The sequence below is a fragment of the Sphingobium cupriresistens LL01 genome, from assembly GCF_001046645.1.
Classification (GTDB): Bacteria; Pseudomonadota; Alphaproteobacteria; order Sphingomonadales; family Sphingomonadaceae; genus Sphingobium; species Sphingobium cupriresistens.
This window is the reverse complement of record NZ_KQ130434.1, coordinates 1,111,466-1,131,502: the sequence shown is the minus strand read 5'-3', so window position 1 is coordinate 1,131,502 and position 20,037 is coordinate 1,111,466. Positions and strand designations below refer to the sequence as shown.

Below are 20,037 nucleotides of genomic sequence, written 5' to 3'. Positions count from 1 at the left end.
CATGAACATGATGACCATCCCCCCCCGCCCCGCCCTGCTCGACACGCCGGATCAGGACATGCTGATCGACGGCCAGCGCGTCCCCGCTTTGTCCGGCAAGCGTTTCGAAACCCGCAACCCCGCCACCGGCGAGTTGCTCGCTACGATCGCGCAGGGCGGCCCGGAGGATGTGGACCGCGCCGTCAAGGCCGCCCGCGCGGCCTTCGAGGGACCATGGCGCCGCATGAAGCCGGTGGAGCGGCAGCGCATCATGCTCCGCCTCGCCGATCTGGTGGAGGCGCATTTCGAAGAACTGGCGATGCTCGACACGCTCGACCTTGGCGCGCCCTACAGCCGCACCATCATGGGCAAGGCGCGCGCGGGCGCGCTGCTGCGCTATTACGCCGGCCAGGCGATGCTCATCACCGGCGACACGATAGACAATAACGCCCCCGGCGACGTCCTCTCGCACACGCTCAAGGAACCGATCGGCGTCGTCGCGGCGATCAATCCCTGGAACGGCCCGATCGGCATGTCGGTGTGGAAAGCCGGCCCGGTCCTCGCCACCGGCTGCACCCTGGTCATGAAGCCCGCCGAACAGACGCCCCTCTCCGCGCTCCGTTTCGGCGAGCTTTGCCTTGAGGCCGGCGTCCCCGAAGGCGTCATCAACATCGTCACCGGCCTGGGCGATGCGGGCGCGGCGCTCTCCAGTCACCCCGACGTCGACAAGATCGCCTTCACCGGCTCCACCGGCGTTGGCGAGAAGATCCTCCACGCCGCCGCCGCGTCGATGAAGCGCGTTACGGTGGAACTGGGCGGCAAGTCGCCCAACATCGTCTTCGCCGACGCCGACCTGGACAAGGCGGTGCCGGCCGCCGCCATGGCGGTCTTCGCCAATGCCGGCCAGATTTGCAGCGCGGGCACCCGCCTGTTCGTGCAAAACGCGATCCACGACGAATTTATGGAGCGGCTGGCCGCCTTCACAAAGACGATCAAGGTCGGCGACCCGCTCGACCCCACCACCCAGATGGGACCGGTCGTCTCCGCCCCTCAGATGGACAAGATCCTCGCCTTCATCGCAGGCGCCAACACGGAGGGCGCCCGCCCCCTGACCGGCGGCGGCCGCATGAGCGGCGCGGGCTATGATGCGGGCTATTTCATCGAACCGACGATCTTCACCCATGTCGCCGACGACATGACGATCGCGCGGGAAGAGATTTTCGGCCCCGTCCTCTCCGCCTTCACCTTCGATACGGTGGATGAAGTTCTGGCCCGCGCGAACGCCACCGAATTCGGCCTGGGCAGCGGCGTATGGACCCGCGACCTTGGCACCGCCCATCGCATGGCGCGCGGCATCCGCGCAGGCTCCGTCTGGGTCAATTGCTACCAGATGCTCGACCCCGCCGTCCCCTTTGGCGGCTACAAGATGAGCGGTTTCGGCCGCGAATCCGGCCCGCACCATATCGAGGATTATCTGGAGACGAAGGCGGTCTGGATCAATCTGGACTGAGGCGCGCACCGTGCAGCAGAGCAGCAACAGCAATGGCGTGCATCTGGAGGAGGAGATGATCCTCCAGATGCAGAGGCTGGCCACCGGCCGCACCGACGAAGCGCTCAACGCCCGCTTCGGCATCAGTTACAATACATGGCGCAAATTGCTCGCCGGACAGCCGATCCGGCCCTCGCTCGCCAATCGGCTGAAGGGCCGGATCGCCGCGCTTCAGGCCATCGATCGGCCATAGGCGGGCGGCATCACACCCAGCCCGATTCCCGCAAATCGGGCGGCGCGCCTTCGACCCGCTCGCCCTTGGCCGCCTCGCTCACCATTTCCAGGAAGCGCCGCTGCGTCGCAGTCGGCCGCCAGCTGCGCCGCGTGGTGATCCCCACCACCCGCTTGCTGTCCTCCAACGGCGGACCGATCTGGGTCAGCAGCCCGCTGCGGATCTGCAACGCCACTTGGTCGGGCGACAACAGGGTCAGGAAATGGCCTTCGGTCAGCAGCCGCCCGATGATCATGACCGACCCGCACTCGATCGGGGTCGCAGGCGGCGCGACCGCCGGCGCCACGCCCTCCCCGAACAATTTCTCCCACTGTTCGCGCAGCGGCGAATTGGCCGGCGCCACGATCCAGGGATAGCGCGCCAGTTGCGCCATCGTCGGTCTCGCCTCGGCCGCCAGCGGATGCTGGCTCCCCGCCGCGATCACCAAGCGATCCTCCGACAACGGCAATTGATACAGGTCGGCAATCTCATAGGGCCGCAGCGCGCCGACGATCATGTCGATCACGCCATCGCGCAACGGCTCCACCAATTCGCGCCAGCTTCCCTCCAGCACCTTGAACGCCGCACGCGGATCGCTCCGCGCCATCCGCGCCATCGCGGCCGGCACCAGATAGGGCCGCGCCAATGGCAGCGCGCCGAACGCGATGACCTCGCTGCCGCTGCCGCTGTCCAGCCCCATATCGGCCAGCGCCGCGACGATCTCCGCCACCGCCAGCCGCGTGCCGCGCGCCAGCCTTTTCCCCGCCGGATTGAGCCACACCGCCCGGCCCCGCCGCTCGACCAGCTTGCCGCCGATCATCTGCTCCAGGTCGCCGACCGCGCGATGCACCGCCGTCTGCGACAAGGTGCTGCCATGCGCCGCCGCCGCGAAGCTACCCGCCTCCGCCAGCGCCAGGAAGGCGCGCAGCTGCGTCATCGTCATCAGCCGTTCGGGATATTGAAACACGCCCGACAGCCCCTTGGCTGCCTGCGACAGATGATCCAGCGCCGCACGCGCGCGTTCTATCACGATCTCACCCATGGGCGTGGGCACCATGCCGCCTGACCGCCGCTCGAAAAACGTGTAGCCGAATTGCCGCTCCAGCTTCGCCAGCCCCTGCGTCAATGCCGGTTGCGACAGGCTCACCACATCGGCCGCGGCGGTGATGCTGCCATGTTCGCGGATCGCCAGCAGCGCGCGCAGGTGGCGCAGATTGAGGTCGAACGGATCGGTCGCCATGCCGCTTACTCTTGTTACCCTGCGCCCGCGCGCTTTTGCGTCGTTGGGCTGCCTCATCTCTAAAGGACAACTGCCCCAAAGGACAGCCGCAGCCCTTCCATAAGCCAGAAAATTTAATGGACTGACCATTATTGTAATGGTAGGACCAATGCTGAACAGCGCGATTATCCGCGCATCAAAGTCGAACCTTAAGGAGGCTGCGCCGTGGACTTTGAACTGCCCGACGACATCAAGGAATTTTGCGACGTCACCCGCGACATCGTGCACGATCTGCTGCCGCATGAAATCGAATTTCAGGCGACCGGAAAAGTGCCGCCGATCGTGCGCAAGACGCTGATCGACAATGGCTATTTCGGCATGGCGCTGCCCGAACAATATGGCGGCCTGGGCCTGGGCGCCCTGGCCCAGGCGGCGGTGCAGATCGAACTCGCCCGCCTTCCTCCCCAATTCTGGACCGAACTGCGCCCGCTCATGGGGCCGGGCGCCAAGAACATCATGTATCATGCCTCGGAAGCCCAGCGCGAAGCGCTGCTGCCCGGCATGTGTTCGGGCGAAATCGGCATCGCCTTTGCCCTGACCGAACCCAATAGCGGTTCCGATCCGGGTTCGATGCGCACCACCGCGACCCGCAACGCCGACGGCTGGGTCATCACCGGCAGCAAGACCTATATTTCGAACGGCAAGAACGCGAAATATGTGATCGTCTATGCCTATACTGACAAGGCCGCGGGGCCGCGCGGCGGCATTTCCGCCTTCCTGATGCCCGCCGACACGCCCGGCTTCGCCGTCACCGGCACGATCGAACTGATGGGGACGGCGACGCCCGGCGTCTATGAACTGACCTTCGACGAATGTCAGGTCGGCCCCGACGCGCTGATCGGCGAACTCGGCCGTGGCTTCCATTATGCGCTCGAAGGACTGAACGAGGGCCGCATGAATGTCGGCGCGACGGCGGTCGGCATGGGCGAATATGCGCTGGAACTGGCGATCGAGGAATCCAAGCAGCGCCCGGCCTTTGGCGGCGTCATCTCCGATTTCCAGGCGATCCGCCACTATATCGCGACGATGGCGACCGACATGCGCGCTGCCCGCCTGATCCTGCTCGACGCCTGCTGGCGTTATGACCAGGGCGAAAAGCGCCGCGAACTCGCCTCCATGGCGAAACTGTTCGCGACCGAAGCAGGCAGCCGCACCGTCGACACGGCGGTCCAGATTTTCGGCGGTTCGGGCTATTGCCGGGGCTTTGCGATCGAACGCCTCTATCGCGATATCCGCATCACCCGCATCTATGAAGGGTCGTCGGAAATCCAGAAGAACACGATCGCGCGCGAACTGCTGCGATAAAGGGCGCGGGCGGGATGCGTGCAGGCATCCCGCCCCCTCATCTTCATGAAATATATTGCGCCGGGACGCTAATTCCCGAACAATCCCGCCATCGTTCCAACGCCCGGCAAGGAGACAGGCGGTGCGCGTGATGGTGCTGGTGAAGGCGACCGAAGACAGCGAGAAAGGCTATCGGCCCTCGCCCGAAACGGACGCGATGATGGCCGCGATGGGCCGCTTCAACGATGAACTGCGCGACGCTGGCATCCTGGTGATGGCCGATGGCCTCACCCCCTCTTCACAAGGCAAGCGCGTCGCCTTCGATGGCGCCGAACGCACCGTCATTAACGGCCCATTCTCCCAACCACGCGAATTGGTCGCGGGTTTCTGGCTGTGGGAGGTCAAGGATATGGACGAGGCGGTCGCCTGGGTGAAGCGCTGCCCCAATCCCATGCCAGGACCGAGCGAGATCGAAATCCGGCCCTTTCACGACCTGGAATAGCGCACCACGCCGTGGCGATTCCTTTTGTTACAGCAGGTCGCCCCGCGCGCGTAGCGCTGCCACCGCGCTCTCGTCCACGCCCAGCTTGGTGAGGATATCCGCACCCTCTTCACCCAGTCGGGCGACATGGTTGCGCGCCTCGACCCGCGATCCGCTCATGCGGAACGGCGGGTTGGGCACCTTGAAGCTGCCGGCCCCGTCGCTGATTTCCGCGAAGGCGCCACGCGACGCCAGTTGCGGATCGTCCAGCAATTCATCGATTTCGCGATAGCGCCCGCACGGCACGCCATGGCGCGAGAGGATCGCCTCGGCCTCCTCCGCGCTGCGCTCGCGCGTCCACGTCTCCGTCAGCGCCAGCAGCGTCGCCCAATTGGCGTTGCGATCGGCATTGGTCAGGAAGCGCGGATCGTCGCGCCATTCGGGATGGCCGACCGCGTCTGTCAATTGCTCGAAATTGCGAGGGGATGTCGGCGCGACCATGATGAAGCCGTCATTGGTCTTGAGCGGGGTGTAGAGCGGCCGCCGGGCGTCGCCGGGGAACTGCGCCTCCTGCGTTTCGAACACCAGCATCCCCACCATCGCCTCCAGCATCGACAGGTCGATATGCTGGCCTGCGCCCGTCTTTTCACGCTGATACAGCGCCGCCTGGATTGCGCCAAAGGCATGGGTGCCGCCCAGCACGTCGGCGATGAAGACGCCGCTGGTCGCCGGCCGGTCAGCCCCGTCCTGATAGCGCAGATTGACCATGTCGAAGCCGCTGGCCGCATGGATCACGGGCGCATAGGCCGGGGACAGCGCCTTCGGCCCGGTCTGGCCATAGCCGGAGATTGAGCAGTAGATGAGACGCGGATTGGCCTCGCGCAGCGCGGCGAAGTCCAGCCCGAACCGCGCCATGACGCCGGGCCGGAAATTTTCCACCAATATGTCGCAGGTCGCAATCAAATCCTTGATGAGGGCGATGATTTCGGGGGATTTAAGGTTGCAGGCGATGCTCTGCTTGCCCGCGTTCAAATTGCCGAAATAGGCGCTGAAGCCATCCCGCTTGGGCGGCCGCGCACGGACCTGGTCGCCCTCCAGCGATTCCACCTTGATGACCTCGGCGCCCAGGTCGGCCAGCATCCGCGTCGCGAACGGCCCGGCCATGACGCTGGTGAAATCCAGCACCCGCACGCCATCCAGGGCGCCAACCGTCGCCGCCTTGCTCTCTTCCGCCATAGCCTCACTCGCCTGTCGAACTAATTATTCAATGGTCCTACCTATTGCATGGCGGTCGTGGGGCGTCAATCGCGTACAACTGTCCAACTCGCTGTTTCAAACGCCCCTGTCAGACGCCCGGTCAGGTGCGAAGGTCAGCCCTTGGCCGCCGCCTTGCTGTTCTTGCGGACATGGCGATGCACCCGCTCCAGATGCTTGCGCATCTCCGCCACCGCAGCCTCGCTGTCCTTCGCCCGCAACTGCCGCACCAGCCGGAATCGGGATTCGATCAATGACTGCTGCAACGTCTCATAATCCGGTCCTTGCACGAATTCATGCAGGATCGCCGAAAGGGAATCGACGAAGATGCCGAAGATGCGGTTCTTGGTCGCCCGCGCCAGCACGGCATAATATTCGACGGCGCATTGGTAACGCGCCTCGACACTCGTTTCCCGCCTCGTCCGCTCGGCGATCGCCTCCAGGTCGGCCAGGTCCGTGTCGGTCGCCCGCTCGCAGGCCAGCCGCACGATGATGTCCTGCAACGCCAGCCGCGCCTCGGTCAGTTCATTCAGCGAGATATCGCCCAGGTGGACATAATCCTGCATCGCCTGTACGATCCGGTCGGGTTCTGCCGTCTGCACGAATGCCCCGCCCTTCGCGCCCTTCACATTGCGGATGATCCCCGCGACCTCCAGGCTACGCAGCGCCTCCCGCAACGCGCTGCGGCTGACCTGGAACTCGACCGCCAACTCGCGCTCGGCTGGCAACTTGTCCCCGGCCTTGAGCGTGCCCGCGGCCAATTGCGCGCGGATCTGCTCGCAGATGATCTCGAACGCCCGCCGCGTCTTGATCGGCGCGAAGCTCGGCTTTGTAGAAAGGGTAGATGCCATGGGGTGCGCTCCGGAACAGACGACAAATCTATAGCCGCCGCGACCAAAGGCGCAATGGCCGGACCGAAAAGACGCGCGCGCCCTTTATCCGATCATCATCAGGCTGGCATTGCCCCCCGCCGCCGTGGTGTTGATGGAGGTTGACTGCTCTTCCAGCAACCAGTCCAGGCAATAGCCATGACCATGATCGTCGGCATGGACCGACACGATCGGGCCGGGCAGATCGGCGACGCACTGGACGGTCGCGGCGACCTTGGCGGCGTCCCCTTCCACCAGCGCGGCGGCATAATGGCCGGTGGCGTCGGTGCTGAAGCAGGCGGCGACGTCGGCGGGCAGGCCGGCCGGGATCGTCATCCCCTGCACCACGCCATGATTGCCGGTCGCCAGCACCGCCGCCATCTGGCGGAACAGCCCCTGCCGCGTCGCCGGGCGCATCAGGATGCGGCCGCGCGGATGCAGGGCGTAGATGTTGCGCTCGCCCACCGGCCCCGGCAGCGCCAATTCGACGCCCAGCGCAGAGGCGTCGCCGGCGCGGCGCGCCTGTGTCGCCGCGTCGCCATCGCCCTGCGCGTCGAGCCAGTCGGCGAAGGCGTGCAGCGGCGAGCGCAAATGGCTGACCCGCGCCGCGAACACCGGCGGCGTCGTGACCAGCCGCCCCAGATAGAGCGGCCCGCCAGCCTTGGGGCCGGTGCCCGACAGGCCGCAACCGCCAAAGGGCTGCACGCCTACGATCGCGCCGATGACGTTGCGGTTCACATAGATATTGCCGACCTTCACCCGCGCCGTGACCCGCGCCACCGTCTCGTCCAGCCGGGTATGCAGGCCAAAGGTCAGGCCGTAGCCGGTGGCGTTGATCTGGTCGACCAGCGCGTCCAGCCGGTCGCGCCGGAACCGCAGCACGTGCAGAACGGGGCCGAAGACTTCGCGGTTGAGATCGGCGATGGACTCGATCTCGATGATCGTCGGCGCGACGAAGGTGCTGTGGGTCGCTTCCGGCGGCAGCGGGCTTTGTTCGACCTTGCGGCCCAGCGCCTGCATCGCGTCGATATGGGCGTTGATGCCGTCACGCGCCTCCGCGCTGATGACCGGGCCGATGTCAACCTTCAGCGCGTCGGTGCGGCCAATCCGCAATTCGGCGAGCGCCCCCTTGAGCATCGTCAGCGTCCGGTCGGCGACGTCTTCCTGCAGGCACAGGATGCGCAGCGCCGAACAGCGCTGGCCCGCGCTGTCGAAGGCGGAGGCGATAACATCGGCCACCACCTGTTCGGCGAGCGCGCTGCTGTCCACAATCATCGCATTCTGGCCGCCGGTCTCTGCAATGAGCGGGATGGGCTTGCCATCTGCGGACAGGCGCGTGGAAAGCTGGCGCTGGATCAGGCGGGCGACCTCGGTCGATCCGGTGAACATGACCGCGGCGGTTTCGGGCGCCGCGACCAGCGCCGCGCCGATGCGGCCGTCGCCGGGCAGCAGTTGCATCGCATCGGCCGGCACGCCCGCTTCATGCAACAGGCGGACGGCCTCGGCCGCGATCAGCGGGGTTTCCTCGGCTGGCTTTGCCAGTACCGGATTGCCCGCGACCAGAGCCGCGGCCACTTGTCCCGTGAAGATGGCGAGCGGGAAGTTCCAAGGACTGATGCAGGTGACCGGACCCAGCGCGGCCTGCGCCGGGCCGAAGGTCGTGCGCGCCTGCGCGGCATAATAGCGCAAAAAGTCGATCGCCTCGCGCACTTCGGCAATGGCGTTGGGCAAAGACTTGCCCGCCTCCCGCACGATCAGGCCCAGCAGGATCGGCATCCGCGCCTGCATCGCATCGGCGGCGCGGTCCAGCACAGCGGCGCGATCGGCGACCGGGCTATCGGACCAGCGCGACGCGGCTGCGCGGATGGCGGCGGCGCGCGCCTCTTTTACCGATGCTTCGGTGACGCGGCCCACCACATCGCGATGATCGGCGGGGTTGAACACCGTGCGCGAGGGGCCAGCCGCATCGTCGGGCGCAGCCGTCCAGCCGAGCGACGCGCTGTGGCGCAGAACATCGCCTAGGCTGGCGAGCGTGGCTTCGTTGCTCAGGTCCAGCCCATCCGAATTGCGGCGGTCGGGATAGAGATCGGCCGGCAATGCGATCTGGTCATGATGATGGCCGGGATGCGCCATCGCGCGCACGACATCGGCCGGATCGGCGATCATTTCCTCGATCGACACTTCAGGATCGGCGATGCGATTGACGAAGCTGCTGTTCGCGCCGTTTTCCAGCAGACGGCGGACGAGATAAGCGAGCAGCGTCTCATGCGTGCCGACCGGCGCATAGATGCGGCAGGGGCGGTCCAGTTTTCCGGCGCCGACCACCTGTTCGTAGAGCGGCTCGCCCATGCCGTGCAGGCACTGAAATTCATATTGGCCGATCGCAAAGTCCGGCCCCGCCAGTTGATAGATGGTGGCCAGCGTCTGCGCATTATGGGTCGCGAATTGGGGGAAGACCGCATCGGGCGCGGCCAGCAGCTTCTGCGCGCAGGCGACATAGGCGACGTCGGTATGGGCCTTGCGGGTATAGACCGGAAAGTCGGGCAGACCATCGACCTGCGCCCGCTTGATCTCCGCATCCCAATAGGCACCCTTGACGAGGCGCACCATGATGCGTCGATCGGCGCGGCGGGCAAGGTCGATGATCCAGTCGATGACGAAGGGGCAGCGCTTGCCATAGCCCTGCACCACAAAGCCCAGCCCGTTCCAGCCGGCCAGGTCCGGGTCGGTCGCCAGGCTTTCGAGCAGGTCGAGCGACAGTTCGAGCCGATCGGCCTCCTCAGCATCGATATTGAGGCCGATATCATAGCCTTTCGACAGCAGCGCCAGTCGCTTAACCGCGGGCAGCAATTCGCCCATTACGCGATCGGCCTGCGCCCGGACATAGCGCGGATGCAGCGCCGACAGCTTTATTGATATGCCCGGCCCGGCATAAATGCCGCGCCCGGCCGATGCCTTGCCGATGGCATGGATCGCCTGTTCATAATCGGCATAATAGCGCTTCGCATCGGCAGCGGTGGTCGCCGCTTCGCCCAGCATGTCATAGCTATAGGCGAAGCCCTTTGACTCCAGTTCCTTGGCGCGCTTCAATGCTTCCTTGATCGTCTCGCCGGTGACGAACTGTTCGCCCATCATCCGCATCGCCAGGTCCACACCGCGGCGGATGACCGGCTCGCCGGCGCGGGCGACAAGGCGGGTCAGCGCTGCGCCCAGCCCGCGATCATCGACGCTGCCGACCAGCTTGCCGGTGACGACCAGGCCCCAGGTGGCGGCATTGACGAACAGCGACTTGTCCCCGCCCAGATGCGAACCCCAGTCGCCATCGGCGATCTTGTCGCGGATCAGCGCGTCGCGGGTGGCGGTGTCGGGAATACGGAGCAGCGCTTCGGCCAGGCACATCAGCGCCACGCCCTCCTGACTGGACAGCGCATATTCCTGCACCAGCCCTTCGACCCCGGTGCCCTTGTGATTGGCGCGCAGCGCGGTGACGAGAGTGCGGGCGGTGTCGGCAATCGCAGCCTTCGTTGCGTCCGGCATGGTTGCCGACGCGATGAGCGGCGCCAGCGCCTCCGCCTCGTCACGGCGATAGGCGGCGGTGATCGCTTCCCGCAGCGGGGTGGGCTGGCGGATGGCGGGTGCGAAGTTGGCGAAGGGCTGATCTGTCATGCAACCAGAATAACCCAGGTCGAATTTTCGTTCCGCCTTATCAACGGCTCTCCACAAGTCGAAGTGACTTATTAAGAGGGCCTTGCTAGGCAGATAAGATGGAGAATATGCCCAAAGCGGTCGATCTGGACGATTTCGACCGGCGGATCATCGCCGCCCTGGTCGAAGACGGGAGGATGACCGTCACCGATCTTGCCGCGCAGGTCGGCCTGTCCAAGACGCCCTGCCAGGTGCGGCTGAAACGCTTGCAGGAAGCGGGCGTCATTCGCGGCTTTCGGGCGATCGTCGATCCGGCGAAATTGGGTATGGACCATATCGCCTTCACCGAAGTGAAGTTGAGCGACACGCGGGAGGCCGCATTGCGCGAATTCAACGCGGCGGTGCGGCGCATCCCGGAGGTCGAGGAATGTCATATGCTGGCGAGCAATTTCGACTATCTCCTTAAAGTGCGCACCGCCGATATCCGCCGTTATCGCATGGTGCTGGGCGAGAAGATCAGCGCCCTGCCCCATGTCGCCAGCACATCCACCTTCGTCGCGATGGAGACGGTGCTGGAGGCGGGGCACAGGCGGGTCAATCGAAAAGGCTGAGCGGGATCGCCTCCCCCATCGCCTTATACCCCTTTGGCGAGAGATGCAGCGCGTCGCCTTCGTCATAGGCGGGCAGCAGGCGGTCGGGATGCGCCGGGTCGCGGGTCACGCGGTCGAAATCGATCACCGCATCGAAATGGCCCGGCGTCCTGATCCAGGCGTTCACCGCCTGCCGATCCGCCTCATTCCGGGCATCGGCATGATAATAGCCATTGCCGACGAAGGGCATCACGGTCGCGCCGATCACCTTGATCCCCTTGGCATGGGCGCGGGCGATGATCTGGCGATAGGCGCCGATGATGCGGGCGACATGCGCCTGGTGCGCCGCCACGCTCACGGGCGCGTCGAGGGTCAGTGTGCCCAGATCGTTGATCCCCTCCAGCAGTATCATATGGGTGACGCCGGGCTGGGCCAGCACATCGCGGTCCAGCCGCGCCAGCGCATTGGGGCCAAGCCCGTCATCGAGCAATCGGTTGCCGCCGATCCCCTGGTTGACGATGGCGATAGGACGGCGCTTCGGGTCGGCTTGCAACCGCTCCGCCAGCCGATCGGTCCAGCGGTCATTGCCGTTGGTCGTCGCCCCCTTCCCGTCGGTGATGGAGTCGCCCAGCGCGACGATCAGTTTCGCCGGCGCGCAGCGTTCGACTTCGAGCGCCGCTAGGTTGAACCAATGGTCGAAATGGTCGGCGCCGGCCATGGCCTTATCGCCCAGATGATCGCCGGGCAAATGCCAGGATGTCGCGCGCGATCCGGGGTGCGACGTCTGTTCAGGATCACCCGCATAGTGGATCGACACCGCGATACTGTCGAGCGCCCTGGTCGGCAGCGGCACGGGGTCGGATAGATAATCCGCGCCCGCCGGGACGATGACATCTGGCTTTCCGTCAAAGCGCAGCGCGATCAGCGTGGCGGGATCGATCGCAGCGGATGATGAATCGCGCGCGCGGGCGATACTGGCGCCAGCCAGCATAAGCGGCCTGGTCCCGGCAAGGTTGGAGATGCGCACGCGAATCCGGTTGCCCGACACGGATGGTCGGACGATCTGGCGCAGCGTCCGGTTCGCCAGCGTGCCGGCGGGCAGTTCTGCGTCGCCGGTAGGGCGGAATTGCGAAGACGCCCAGCCCGCGACCCAATTGGGGGTGCAGGTCTTCGCCTGAGCCGGCGTCGCCAGGAGGGCGAACGGAAAGCATAACAGGAGAGAGAGACGCATCATCGCCTTCCTTGCAAGGTCATGACCGGGTCACGGCCGCGAAGTTCACACCGTCACTGGTTTCGCATTGGCGCGCTTTTGCGCCGGAGATGCGCTGCCAAAGCGGCTGCGACGCGACACGGCCGCAACGCCCGCTTATCGACGACGCTTCCGTCGGATCATCGCGACGCGACGGCGACGCGCCACCTGGGTCACAGCAGCCCGTCCGATGCGTGACGAGGGTGAACGCCCCGGCGGGCGGCGGGCGGTCCAGGATGCGGAGTGGGCGGTGGCGATGCGGCTTCATGGGACAGAAGAGATCAGATAAAATCCAACATTGGAAGCGCCGCCTCTTCACGAAAAAGGGTCGGCGTCGCCACCGACCCTATGAGGTGTCCTTGGGGGAGGATCAGAAATTCGCCCGGATGCCGGCCATGATCGTGCGACCAGGATAATAGACCGAATAGGGCGCATTATCATATTCGAACAGGGTGCGGATCGGCTCATTGGTGATGTTGAGCGCATCAACCGTCAGACGCAGCGCCTTGTTGAAGAAGGGTAGTTGATAGCCCGCCGACATATCGAGCTGACCACGCGCTTCGGACCGGAGCGACGCATTCTGGATGCCGTTTTGCGGACGATTCACCGCAATGGCATCGTCGTTCCAGACATAATTCAGGCTGAGCGACAGGCCGTTATTTTCATAGAAGCCCTGGAGATTATATGAATATTTGGAAACGCCGGTCGCCACCAGACCGGACGAGGAAGACTGGTCCAAATAGGTGCCGTTCGCCGAGAAGCCCAAACCCTTCACCAGGAAGTCGAGCGGCTGAACCCAGGTGACTTCCAGCCCCTTGATCTTGAGATCAGACAGGTTGATGGGGCGGTTGACGGTGATCGGCAGATCGGACACCGGCACCCCCGTCTGGAGCGATCGGTCATTCAACGCATTTTGCTGGGTTGCGATCAGACTGGCGAACGGAATGTTGAGCGAACCGAAGCTGACTTCCTGCGACTGGGTGACGGTGAAGCCGGTGATATTCTTCATGAACATCGACACGCCGACATAGCCGATGCCGCCGGTGTAGATTTCGCCGCCGATGTCATAATTGTCCGACGTGTAGGGCTTGAGATCCGGGTTGCCCGCACTGGCGACCAAAGCCGACGGGTCGGAGAAAGTGATGCCTGGCAGAATCTGACTGGCGTCGGGGCGAGTCATGGTCCGCGAAGCCGAAGCACGCAATTTCACATTATCCATGACGTCATAGGTCAGATTGATCGACGGCAGGAAATTCTCATATGTCGACCGCGATGTGATATCGATGATCTGCGATCCGATCTGGCTGGGTCCGATCACTTCCTGCCGGGTGCGGGCGTAACGCATACCGGTGTTGATATGCAGATCGCGACCCGCGATCGTCGTGACCCCGTTCAGTTCGAAATAAGCGCCCCAAACTTCTTCATCCATGTCGCCGGTCGCGCCGCCGGTGACGGCGCCGCGCGTTTCCGGCGCGTTGTCACGATAGCTGACATAATCGGTCGCCTGCTTGATGGCATCGAAATCGGGCATGATATATCTGGTAAAAGCCGATATTGCCGTTGGCGAGATGGCCGAAATTGGTGGTCGATCCGGGACTGAGATAGCCCGGAATGGCGCTGGTCGGGATTGAGCCGCTATCCCCGGTGCAGCCGGCGCCGCATACGGACAACTGATAGGCCGGGCTGTTGTCATAGGCGCGGATGGTGCGTTGCGCGCGGTCATAGGCCGCGCCGACCTTCACGTTGAACATCGCGTCGCCGTAGCTCAGGTCCAGATGCGCGCCCTTGGTTTCGGTGGTGCGGCGCACCAGCGCGATATTCTGGCGATACCATTCCCACAGGCCGTTATTGGGATCGTTCAGATCGACATTGGTGGTGATCGCGGGGTAATCGCCTTGGCCGGTATTATCATAATAGACATCGACGCCAGACCCTGGCGCAGTCTGGAACGCCCAGGTCGGCTGTTCGCGGAAGAAACGGCTCTTGGACCAGTTGGCCGACAGGTTGACGGTCAGATTGTCCGCCGGCTTCCATTCGACGCTGGGGTTGATGTTCCAGAATTTGGTCGTCTGCTTGAACTGGCTGGCTTCCAGGAAGAAAGAGCTGTTGGCGAAGGTGCCGCTGGTGACAACGCCATTATCGTCCACGGTCAAGTCGATCGGGATCATGCCGCCGGTCGACTGGGCGCTGGTGCCAGGACCGGAATTACGCACCTGCCAGTTCATGATCAGGCGATCATAGTTGCGTTTCGATTTGGCCCACAGGCCATCAAGGGCGAAATGCAGTTCGTCGCTGGGGCGCCATTCGAGCGCGGCCAGCGCGGAGATGCGCGAGCGGTCGCCCTGCGTCAGGGCCTGACGGCCGAGGCGCGGAATGAGCGCGGTGCTGAGTTGGTCACGGGTCAGTCCCGACGTCGCGACCACATCGACCGGCTGGCCAGCGACCAGTCCATGCCCCGCATTGGCAGGAACGACCGACGCCCAGGAAAAATTATTGCCGCCCGGATCGCCAACGCCCAGATTGCCGTCGCTATAGCCCAGCGATTCAAAGCCATCCACGCGCGTCTTGGTCTTCACCCCGGCCACGCCCAGCAGGATGCCGAACGTATCGGTGGTGTGGCTGGCGACGATCGCGCCGCGGGGCGAAATCCTGTCGTTGCTGTCGGTATATTGGCCCTGCGCGACAACCGTGAAATGCGTACCCGGCTTGTCGAAAGGCCGCGCATTACGCAGGTTGACGGTGCCTGCGATGCCGCCTTCCAGCGTGGAGGGCGATGGGCTTTTGGCCAGATCGAGGCGGGTGAACAGTTCGGACGGGAAGAAGTCGAGATCGACTTCGCGGTTGGCGCTGCCGCCGTTGGTGCCGCCGTCCGACGCGACCTGAAGCTGCGACCCGTTGAGCAGGACGCGGGTGAAGCTGGGACCAAGGCCGCGGATCGCGACCTGCGTGCCTTCGCCGTTAATGTCGCGGTTGAGGCGGACGCCCGGCATCCGGTTCAGGGTTTCGGCCAGGTTGGTGGCGGGCAGCTTACCGATATCCTCGGCGAAGATCGAGTCGCCGAAGGCGACGGCGTCCTTCTTGGCGTTGGTAGCGCTCGCCAGCGAAGCGCGGATGCCGGTCACGACGATGTCGGCGACTTCGCTATCCTGCGGCGCGGCAGCGGCGGCGGGATCGGCCTGCGGCGCGGCCGCCTGCGCTATTGCAGCCTGAGCCAGGCTCAGCGATCCGACCGCGGAAGCCGCAAACAGGGCGGTACGAAATATATGGGTGCGTGAAGACATGAACAAACCCCTCTCCTGAGCGCGGCCCCCGAACTTCCGGTGAGCGTAAACTGGTAGCGCTATCACTTTCACTTTAATAAACCTGCCTGCTACTTTGTCAAGACGCTCAAGCAACGCGACTGGTAACGATATAGGCGACTATTCCATCACTCCGCGAAAAGCGGCCAGCGCCGCCAGAGCGCCATTTGTTTCGAGGATGGCGAGCCACGGGTTCAGCGACGTGCGCAGCCTGTCGTCGCGCGCCAGCGCCGGCGGCACAACGGCATCGAACGCAAGAATCGCCGCGACGCGATCGGCCGTGTCCTGTTTGTCGGCTAATGCCGCAGCCATCGTTTCGGCCAGCGGATCGTCCACATGATGGGGTGCGCCACTATCGTCCCGCCCGGCCTGCCAGCGTATCCAGGCCGCGACGGCGAGCGCCAGGGCATCGATCCCATCCCCTGCCTTGAGGCGCGCGGCGATCGGCGCGAGCAGCCGCTGGGGCAGCTTTTGCGATCCGTCCATCGCGATCTGGCGCGTGCGGTGACGCAGCGTCGGATTGTCGAAACGCGCCATTAGGTCGCGGCGATAGGCAGCGACGTCCAGTTCGGGCGGTGGAGACAAAGTCCTCTCCGCCTCGTCCCAAAGCGCCTCCACGAAATGGCGTGCTTCGGGCAGGGCCAGCACTTCATGGACATGGTCGATGCCCGCCAGGCCGCCCAGATAGGCGATGCCGCTATGCGCGCCATTCAGCAGGCGCAGCTTGGCCTCTTCCCAGGGGGCGACTGCCGCGGTCAGTTGCACGCCCGCGCCGAAATTCGGTCGCGGGCCGCAGAAACGATCCTCGATCACCCATTGCAGGAATGGCTCGGTCTTGACCATCGCCTGATCCTCCACGCCCAGGCGCGTGGCGAGCGCGGCGATGTCTTCGGCCGTGGTCGCCGGCACGATGCGGTCGACCATGGTTTCGGGGAAAGCGCCATGCTGCGCGATCCAGTCGGCCAGGGCGGCGTCATGGCGGCGCGCCAGTTCCAGCACTGCGCCCCGCAACCGCGCGCCATTATGCGGCAGATTGTCGCAGCTGATCGCGGTGAAGGGGGACAGTCCGGCCGCACGGCGACGCGCCAGCGCGGCGACCAGATAGCCGGGCGCGGTTTGCGGCGCGTCGAGCGAAACCATGTCGGCGGCCAGTTGCGGATCGGCTTCGATCAGCGCGCCGGTCGCCGGGTCGAGCTTATAGCCCTTCTCGGTGATGGTTAGCGTGACGATATGGGTGTCGGGAGAAGCCAGCGCGGCGAGCAAAGCCTGCGGCTCCTCCGGCGCGACGATGATGCGCTGGACCGCGCCAATCACCCGCGCCCGCTGTGCTGCGCCATCGCGCACCAGCATGGTATAGAGGCCGTCCTGCGGCTGCATCTGATCGCGCACGCCCGGCGACCGCAGCGAGGCGGCGACGATCCCCCAGCGCAAGTCGCCGGCGTTAAGCGCATTGTCGAATATGACCGCCTGGTGCGCGCGATGGAAGGCGCCGATGCCGATATGGACCACGCCGCACTTGACGGCGGCTCGGTCATAGGCGGGGCGGATCACATCGGCGGGCAATTGCGCCAGCGTTTGAGAGGAGAGCCGGCTCACAGCTTGTACGCCGCCTTGACCAGATCATAGGCGAGCGCACGGGCGACTTCGACCGCCTCATCCTCCTCCAGCCGATGTTCGGCGACCAGTTGGGCCAGCCAGGCGCAGTCCATGCGGCGGGCGACGTCATGCCGCGCCGGGATCGAAAGGAAGGCGCGGGTATCGTCGTTGAAACCGACCATGTTGTAGAAACCCGCGGTTTCGGTCGTGCGCTCGCGAAAACGGCGCATCCCTTCCGGGCTGTCATGGAACCACCAGGGCGGCCCCAGCTTGAGCGCGGGGTAGTGGCCCGCCAGCGGGGCGAGTTCGCGGGCATAGACATCCTCGTCCAGGGTGAAGAGGATCAGGGTCAGGCGCGGGTCATTGCCATAAGCGTCGAGCAAGGGCTTCAACGCCTGCACGAATTCGCCCGCGGTCGGGATGTCGCCGCCCTTGTCCTTGCCGAAGCGGGCCAGCACGGCGGCGTTATGGCTGCGATGGACGCCGGGGTGCAATTGCATCACCATGCCGTCCTCGATCGCCATGCGCGCCATTTCAGTCAGCATATGTCCGCGGAACAGTTCTGCTTCTCCGGCCGTGACGGGGCCGGTCGTGACTTTGGCGTAAAGCGCCTCAATCTCTTCGCGCGGCAGGTTGGCGGTGAAGGCGGACGGATGGCCGTGGTCAGTGGAGGTCGCGCCGGCTTCGCGGAAATCGGCGCGGCGCTTTTCGTGGGCGCGGAGATATCCGGCATAGCTGCCTGCATCCTCACCCGCCATGGCGCAGAAGCGCTGGACGTTGGCGATGAAATGCGGGTCGTCGGGGTCCAGCACCGGGTCGGGACGATAGGCGGTGACGACCCGGCCGCCCCAGCCCGACGCCCGGATCGCGCGGTGATGGTCGAGCGGATCGAGCGGCCCTTCGGTGGTTGCGATCACTTCGATATTATAGCGTTCGAACAGGGCGCGCGGGCGGAAGGCGTCGGTCCTCAGCGCGGTATCGATCATGTCGTAATAGTGATCGGCGGTGTCCGCTTCCAACTGCACATCGATGCCGAACGCCTCGACAAAGACCCAGTCCATCCACATCCGCGTGGGCGTGCCCCGGAACAGATAGTAACGCTCGGCAAAGCGCCGCCAGATGGCGCGCGGATCGCTTTCGGTCGCGCTGCCATCGACGGTCGGCACGCCCAGTTCGTCCAGCGTCACACCCTGGCTCATCAACATGCGGAAGGCATAATGATCGGGCACGATCAGCAGTTGGGCGGGATTGGCGAAAGGCGCGTCATAGGCGAACCAGCGCGGATCGGTATGGCCGTGCGGGCTGATGATCGGCAGATCCCTGACCGCCGCATAGAGGCGCCGCGCCATATCGCGGGTGGCGGGATCGGACGGGAACAGGCGGTCGGGGTGCAGGCGTAAGGGCTTCGTCATGCGCGAGTCTCTGGAAGGGGAACAAGCACCGCCTGATAGCGGGGCAGGAGAAGATGGATGACGCCCAGCGCCATCAGATAGGCGCAGGAGGCGACCGCGAAGATCGGGCCGTAACTGCCCACCGTGTCGAGGATGACGCCCGCGAATTTGGCCATCATCATACCCCCGACCGCACCCGAAAGGCCGCCAAGACCGACGACCGATCCCGCCATCCGGCGTGGAAAGACATCACCGGGCAGCGCATAGAGATTAGCGGAAAAGCCCTGATGCCCGGCGCAGGCCAGGCCGATGAGGCCGACCGCCACCCACATGGATGGCGCGCTGGCGGCAAAGGCGATCGGCACGGCGCAGAGCGCGGCGAGCAGCATCGCGCCTTTGCGCGCGCGATTGAGGCTCCATCCCCGCCCCATGAAGCGCGAGGAGGCCCATCCGCCCGCGACCGACCCGACATCGGCCAGCAGATAGACCGCAATCAGCGGCGGGCCAAAGTCCAGCATCTTGATGCCATATTGTTTGTTGAAGAAATCGGGCAGCCAGAAGAGGAAGGTCCACCAGACCGGATCAATCAGGAAGCGCCCCGCCATATAGGCCCAGGTCTGGCGATGGCGGAACAGGGTCGCCCATTTGACCGGGCGCTGGGGTTCTACGGGATCGGTTTCGATCCAGGCCAGTTCTTCGGCCGACAGGCTCTTTTTCTGGCGCGGCGTGCGGTAGAAGCTCAGCCAGACGGCCAGCCAGACCACGGTCAGCAGGCCGGTCAGAATGAACGCCCAGCGCCAGCCCAGCGTCACCGCGATGATCGGCACCACCAGCGGCGTCAGGATCGCCCCGACATTCGACCCGGCGTTGAAGATGCCAATGGCGAGCGCCCGTTCCTTCTTGGGGAACCATTCGTTGGTCGCGGCGATAGCGGCGGGAAATGTCCCCGCTTCCCCGATCGCCAGCGGAATGCGCGCGATCAGCATCCCGGCGGTCGATGTGAAGAAGATATGGGCGACATGGCCCAGCGTCCACAAGGTCACAGCCAGCGCATAGCCAGCCCGCGCGCCGATCCGGTCGATCAGCCGCCCGAACACGACGTAAGAGATGCCGTAGCCCGCCTGGAACCAGATGGCGAGATCGGCATAGCCGCGTTCGCTCCAGCCATAGCGGGCCTGAAGGTCAGGCTTCAATGTCGGCAGGACGAGGCGATCGACATAGGACAGCACGACCGCCGCAAACAACAAGCCGCAGACGATCCAGCGGACTTTGCCTGATGGCTTTGGGCCTGATGGCTTTGGGCCGGATGGCTTGGGGATGGCGTTCATCGGGCTTTCCAACAAGCATTGGTCATCCCCGCG

13 protein-coding genes and 1 pseudogene are annotated in these 20,037 nt (G+C 64.9%); 5 read left to right on the top strand and 9 right to left on the bottom strand.

The window, feature by feature from the left end:
• Nucleotide 1 precedes the first annotated feature (1 nt).
• Both V473_RS05490 and V473_RS05485 read left to right on the top strand, forming a co-directional pair.
• Nucleotides 2-1,489, top strand: a complete 1,488-nt coding sequence (locus tag V473_RS05490) for an aldehyde dehydrogenase family protein (protein ID WP_148648326.1) — start codon at nt 2-4, stop codon at nt 1,487-1,489.
• 10 nt (nt 1,490-1,499) lie between these two features.
• Entirely contained in the window at nt 1,500-1,721 is a 222-nt protein-coding gene (locus tag V473_RS05485) for a DDE transposase family protein (RefSeq protein ID WP_066601324.1), read from the top strand.
• Nucleotides 1,722-1,731: 10 nt separating this feature from the next.
• Here the strand turns inward: V473_RS05485 and V473_RS05480 are convergent, their stop codons facing one another.
• On the bottom strand, nt 1,732-2,979 hold the full coding sequence (locus V473_RS05480) for a LysR family transcriptional regulator (protein ID WP_066601322.1): 1,248 nt from the start codon (nt 2,977-2,979) through the stop codon (nt 1,732-1,734).
• Nucleotides 2,980-3,183: 204 nt separating this feature from the next.
• On the opposite strand from V473_RS05480, the gene V473_RS05475 reads away from it, so the two are divergent.
• Together V473_RS05475 and V473_RS05470 are read left to right on the top strand one after the other, a co-directional pair.
• Complete coding sequence (locus V473_RS05475) at nt 3,184-4,323, top strand: acyl-CoA dehydrogenase family protein (protein ID WP_066601318.1); 1,140 nt, start codon at nt 3,184-3,186, stop codon at nt 4,321-4,323.
• 121 nt (nt 4,324-4,444) lie between these two features.
• Nucleotides 4,445-4,804, top strand: a complete 360-nt coding sequence (locus V473_RS05470) for a YciI family protein (RefSeq protein WP_066601317.1) — start codon at nt 4,445-4,447, stop codon at nt 4,802-4,804.
• Between the two features lie 27 nt (nt 4,805-4,831).
• On the opposite strand, the gene V473_RS05465 is transcribed toward V473_RS05470, so the two are convergent.
• From V473_RS05465 to putA, 3 genes are all read right to left on the bottom strand, one after another.
• On the bottom strand, nt 4,832-6,019 hold the full coding sequence (locus V473_RS05465) for a CaiB/BaiF CoA transferase family protein (protein WP_066601311.1): 1,188 nt from the start codon (nt 6,017-6,019) through the stop codon (nt 4,832-4,834).
• A gap of 134 nt (nt 6,020-6,153) precedes the next feature.
• The gene (locus tag V473_RS05460) at nt 6,154-6,888 is read right to left on the bottom strand and encodes a FadR/GntR family transcriptional regulator (RefSeq protein WP_066601309.1); all 735 of its coding nucleotides are present in this window, start codon (nt 6,886-6,888) and stop codon (nt 6,154-6,156) included.
• 84 nt (nt 6,889-6,972) lie between these two features.
• Nucleotides 6,973-10,572, bottom strand: a complete 3,600-nt coding sequence (gene putA, locus V473_RS05455; protein ID WP_066601307.1) for a trifunctional transcriptional regulator/proline dehydrogenase/L-glutamate gamma-semialdehyde dehydrogenase — start codon at nt 10,570-10,572, stop codon at nt 6,973-6,975.
• Between the two features lie 98 nt (nt 10,573-10,670).
• On the opposite strand from putA, the gene V473_RS05450 reads away from it, so the two are divergent.
• A complete protein-coding gene (locus V473_RS05450) occupies nt 10,671-11,162 on the top strand; it encodes an Lrp/AsnC family transcriptional regulator (protein WP_066601305.1) in 492 nt (163 codons plus the stop codon).
• Here the strand turns inward: V473_RS05450 and V473_RS05445 are convergent.
• The 5 genes and pseudogenes from V473_RS05445 to V473_RS05425 form a co-directional block, all read right to left on the bottom strand.
• On the bottom strand, nt 11,146-12,375 hold the full coding sequence (locus V473_RS05445; protein ID WP_408021489.1) for an SGNH/GDSL hydrolase family protein: 1,230 nt from the start codon (nt 12,373-12,375) through the stop codon (nt 11,146-11,148). The genes V473_RS05450 and V473_RS05445 overlap by 17 nt on opposite strands.
• A gap of 385 nt (nt 12,376-12,760) precedes the next feature.
• Nucleotides 12,761-15,671: pseudogene (locus V473_RS05440) on the bottom strand (TonB-dependent receptor).
• Between the two features lie 138 nt (nt 15,672-15,809).
• Nucleotides 15,810-17,285, bottom strand: a complete 1,476-nt coding sequence (locus V473_RS05435) for a mannitol dehydrogenase family protein (RefSeq protein WP_066601304.1) — start codon at nt 17,283-17,285, stop codon at nt 15,810-15,812.
• Nucleotides 17,282-18,697, bottom strand: coding sequence for a glucuronate isomerase (gene uxaC / locus V473_RS05430; protein ID WP_066601303.1), 1,416 nt, complete (start codon nt 18,695-18,697; stop codon nt 17,282-17,284). Before uxaC ends, V473_RS05435 begins: the two co-directional genes overlap by 4 nt.
• The gene (locus tag V473_RS05425) at nt 18,694-20,004 is read right to left on the bottom strand and encodes an MFS transporter (RefSeq protein WP_066605128.1); all 1,311 of its coding nucleotides are present in this window, start codon (nt 20,002-20,004) and stop codon (nt 18,694-18,696) included. Before V473_RS05425 ends, uxaC begins: the two co-directional genes overlap by 4 nt.
• Between the last annotated feature and the right edge of the window lie 33 nt (nt 20,005-20,037).

Coding starts and splice junctions, on each gene's coding strand:
- V473_RS05490 (WP_148648326.1), top strand. CDS start 2: ATGAACATGATGACCATCCCCCCCCGCCCCGCCCTGCTCGACACGCCG.
- V473_RS05480 (WP_066601322.1), bottom strand. CDS start 2,979: ATGGCGACCGATCCGTTCGACCTCAATCTGCGCCACCTGCGCGCGCTG.
- V473_RS05465 (WP_066601311.1), bottom strand. CDS start 6,019: ATGGCGGAAGAGAGCAAGGCGGCGACGGTTGGCGCCCTGGATGGCGTG.
- V473_RS05460 (WP_066601309.1), bottom strand. CDS start 6,888: ATGGCATCTACCCTTTCTACAAAGCCGAGCTTCGCGCCGATCAAGACG.
- putA (WP_066601307.1), bottom strand. CDS start 10,572: ATGACAGATCAGCCCTTCGCCAACTTCGCACCCGCCATCCGCCAGCCC.
- V473_RS05450 (WP_066601305.1), top strand. CDS start 10,671: ATGGAGAATATGCCCAAAGCGGTCGATCTGGACGATTTCGACCGGCGG.
- V473_RS05445 (WP_408021489.1), bottom strand. CDS start 12,375: ATGATGCGTCTCTCTCTCCTGTTATGCTTTCCGTTCGCCCTCCTGGCG.
- uxaC (WP_066601303.1), bottom strand. CDS start 18,697: ATGACGAAGCCCTTACGCCTGCACCCCGACCGCCTGTTCCCGTCCGAT.
- V473_RS05425 (WP_066605128.1), bottom strand. CDS start 20,004: ATGAACGCCATCCCCAAGCCATCCGGCCCAAAGCCATCAGGCCCAAAG.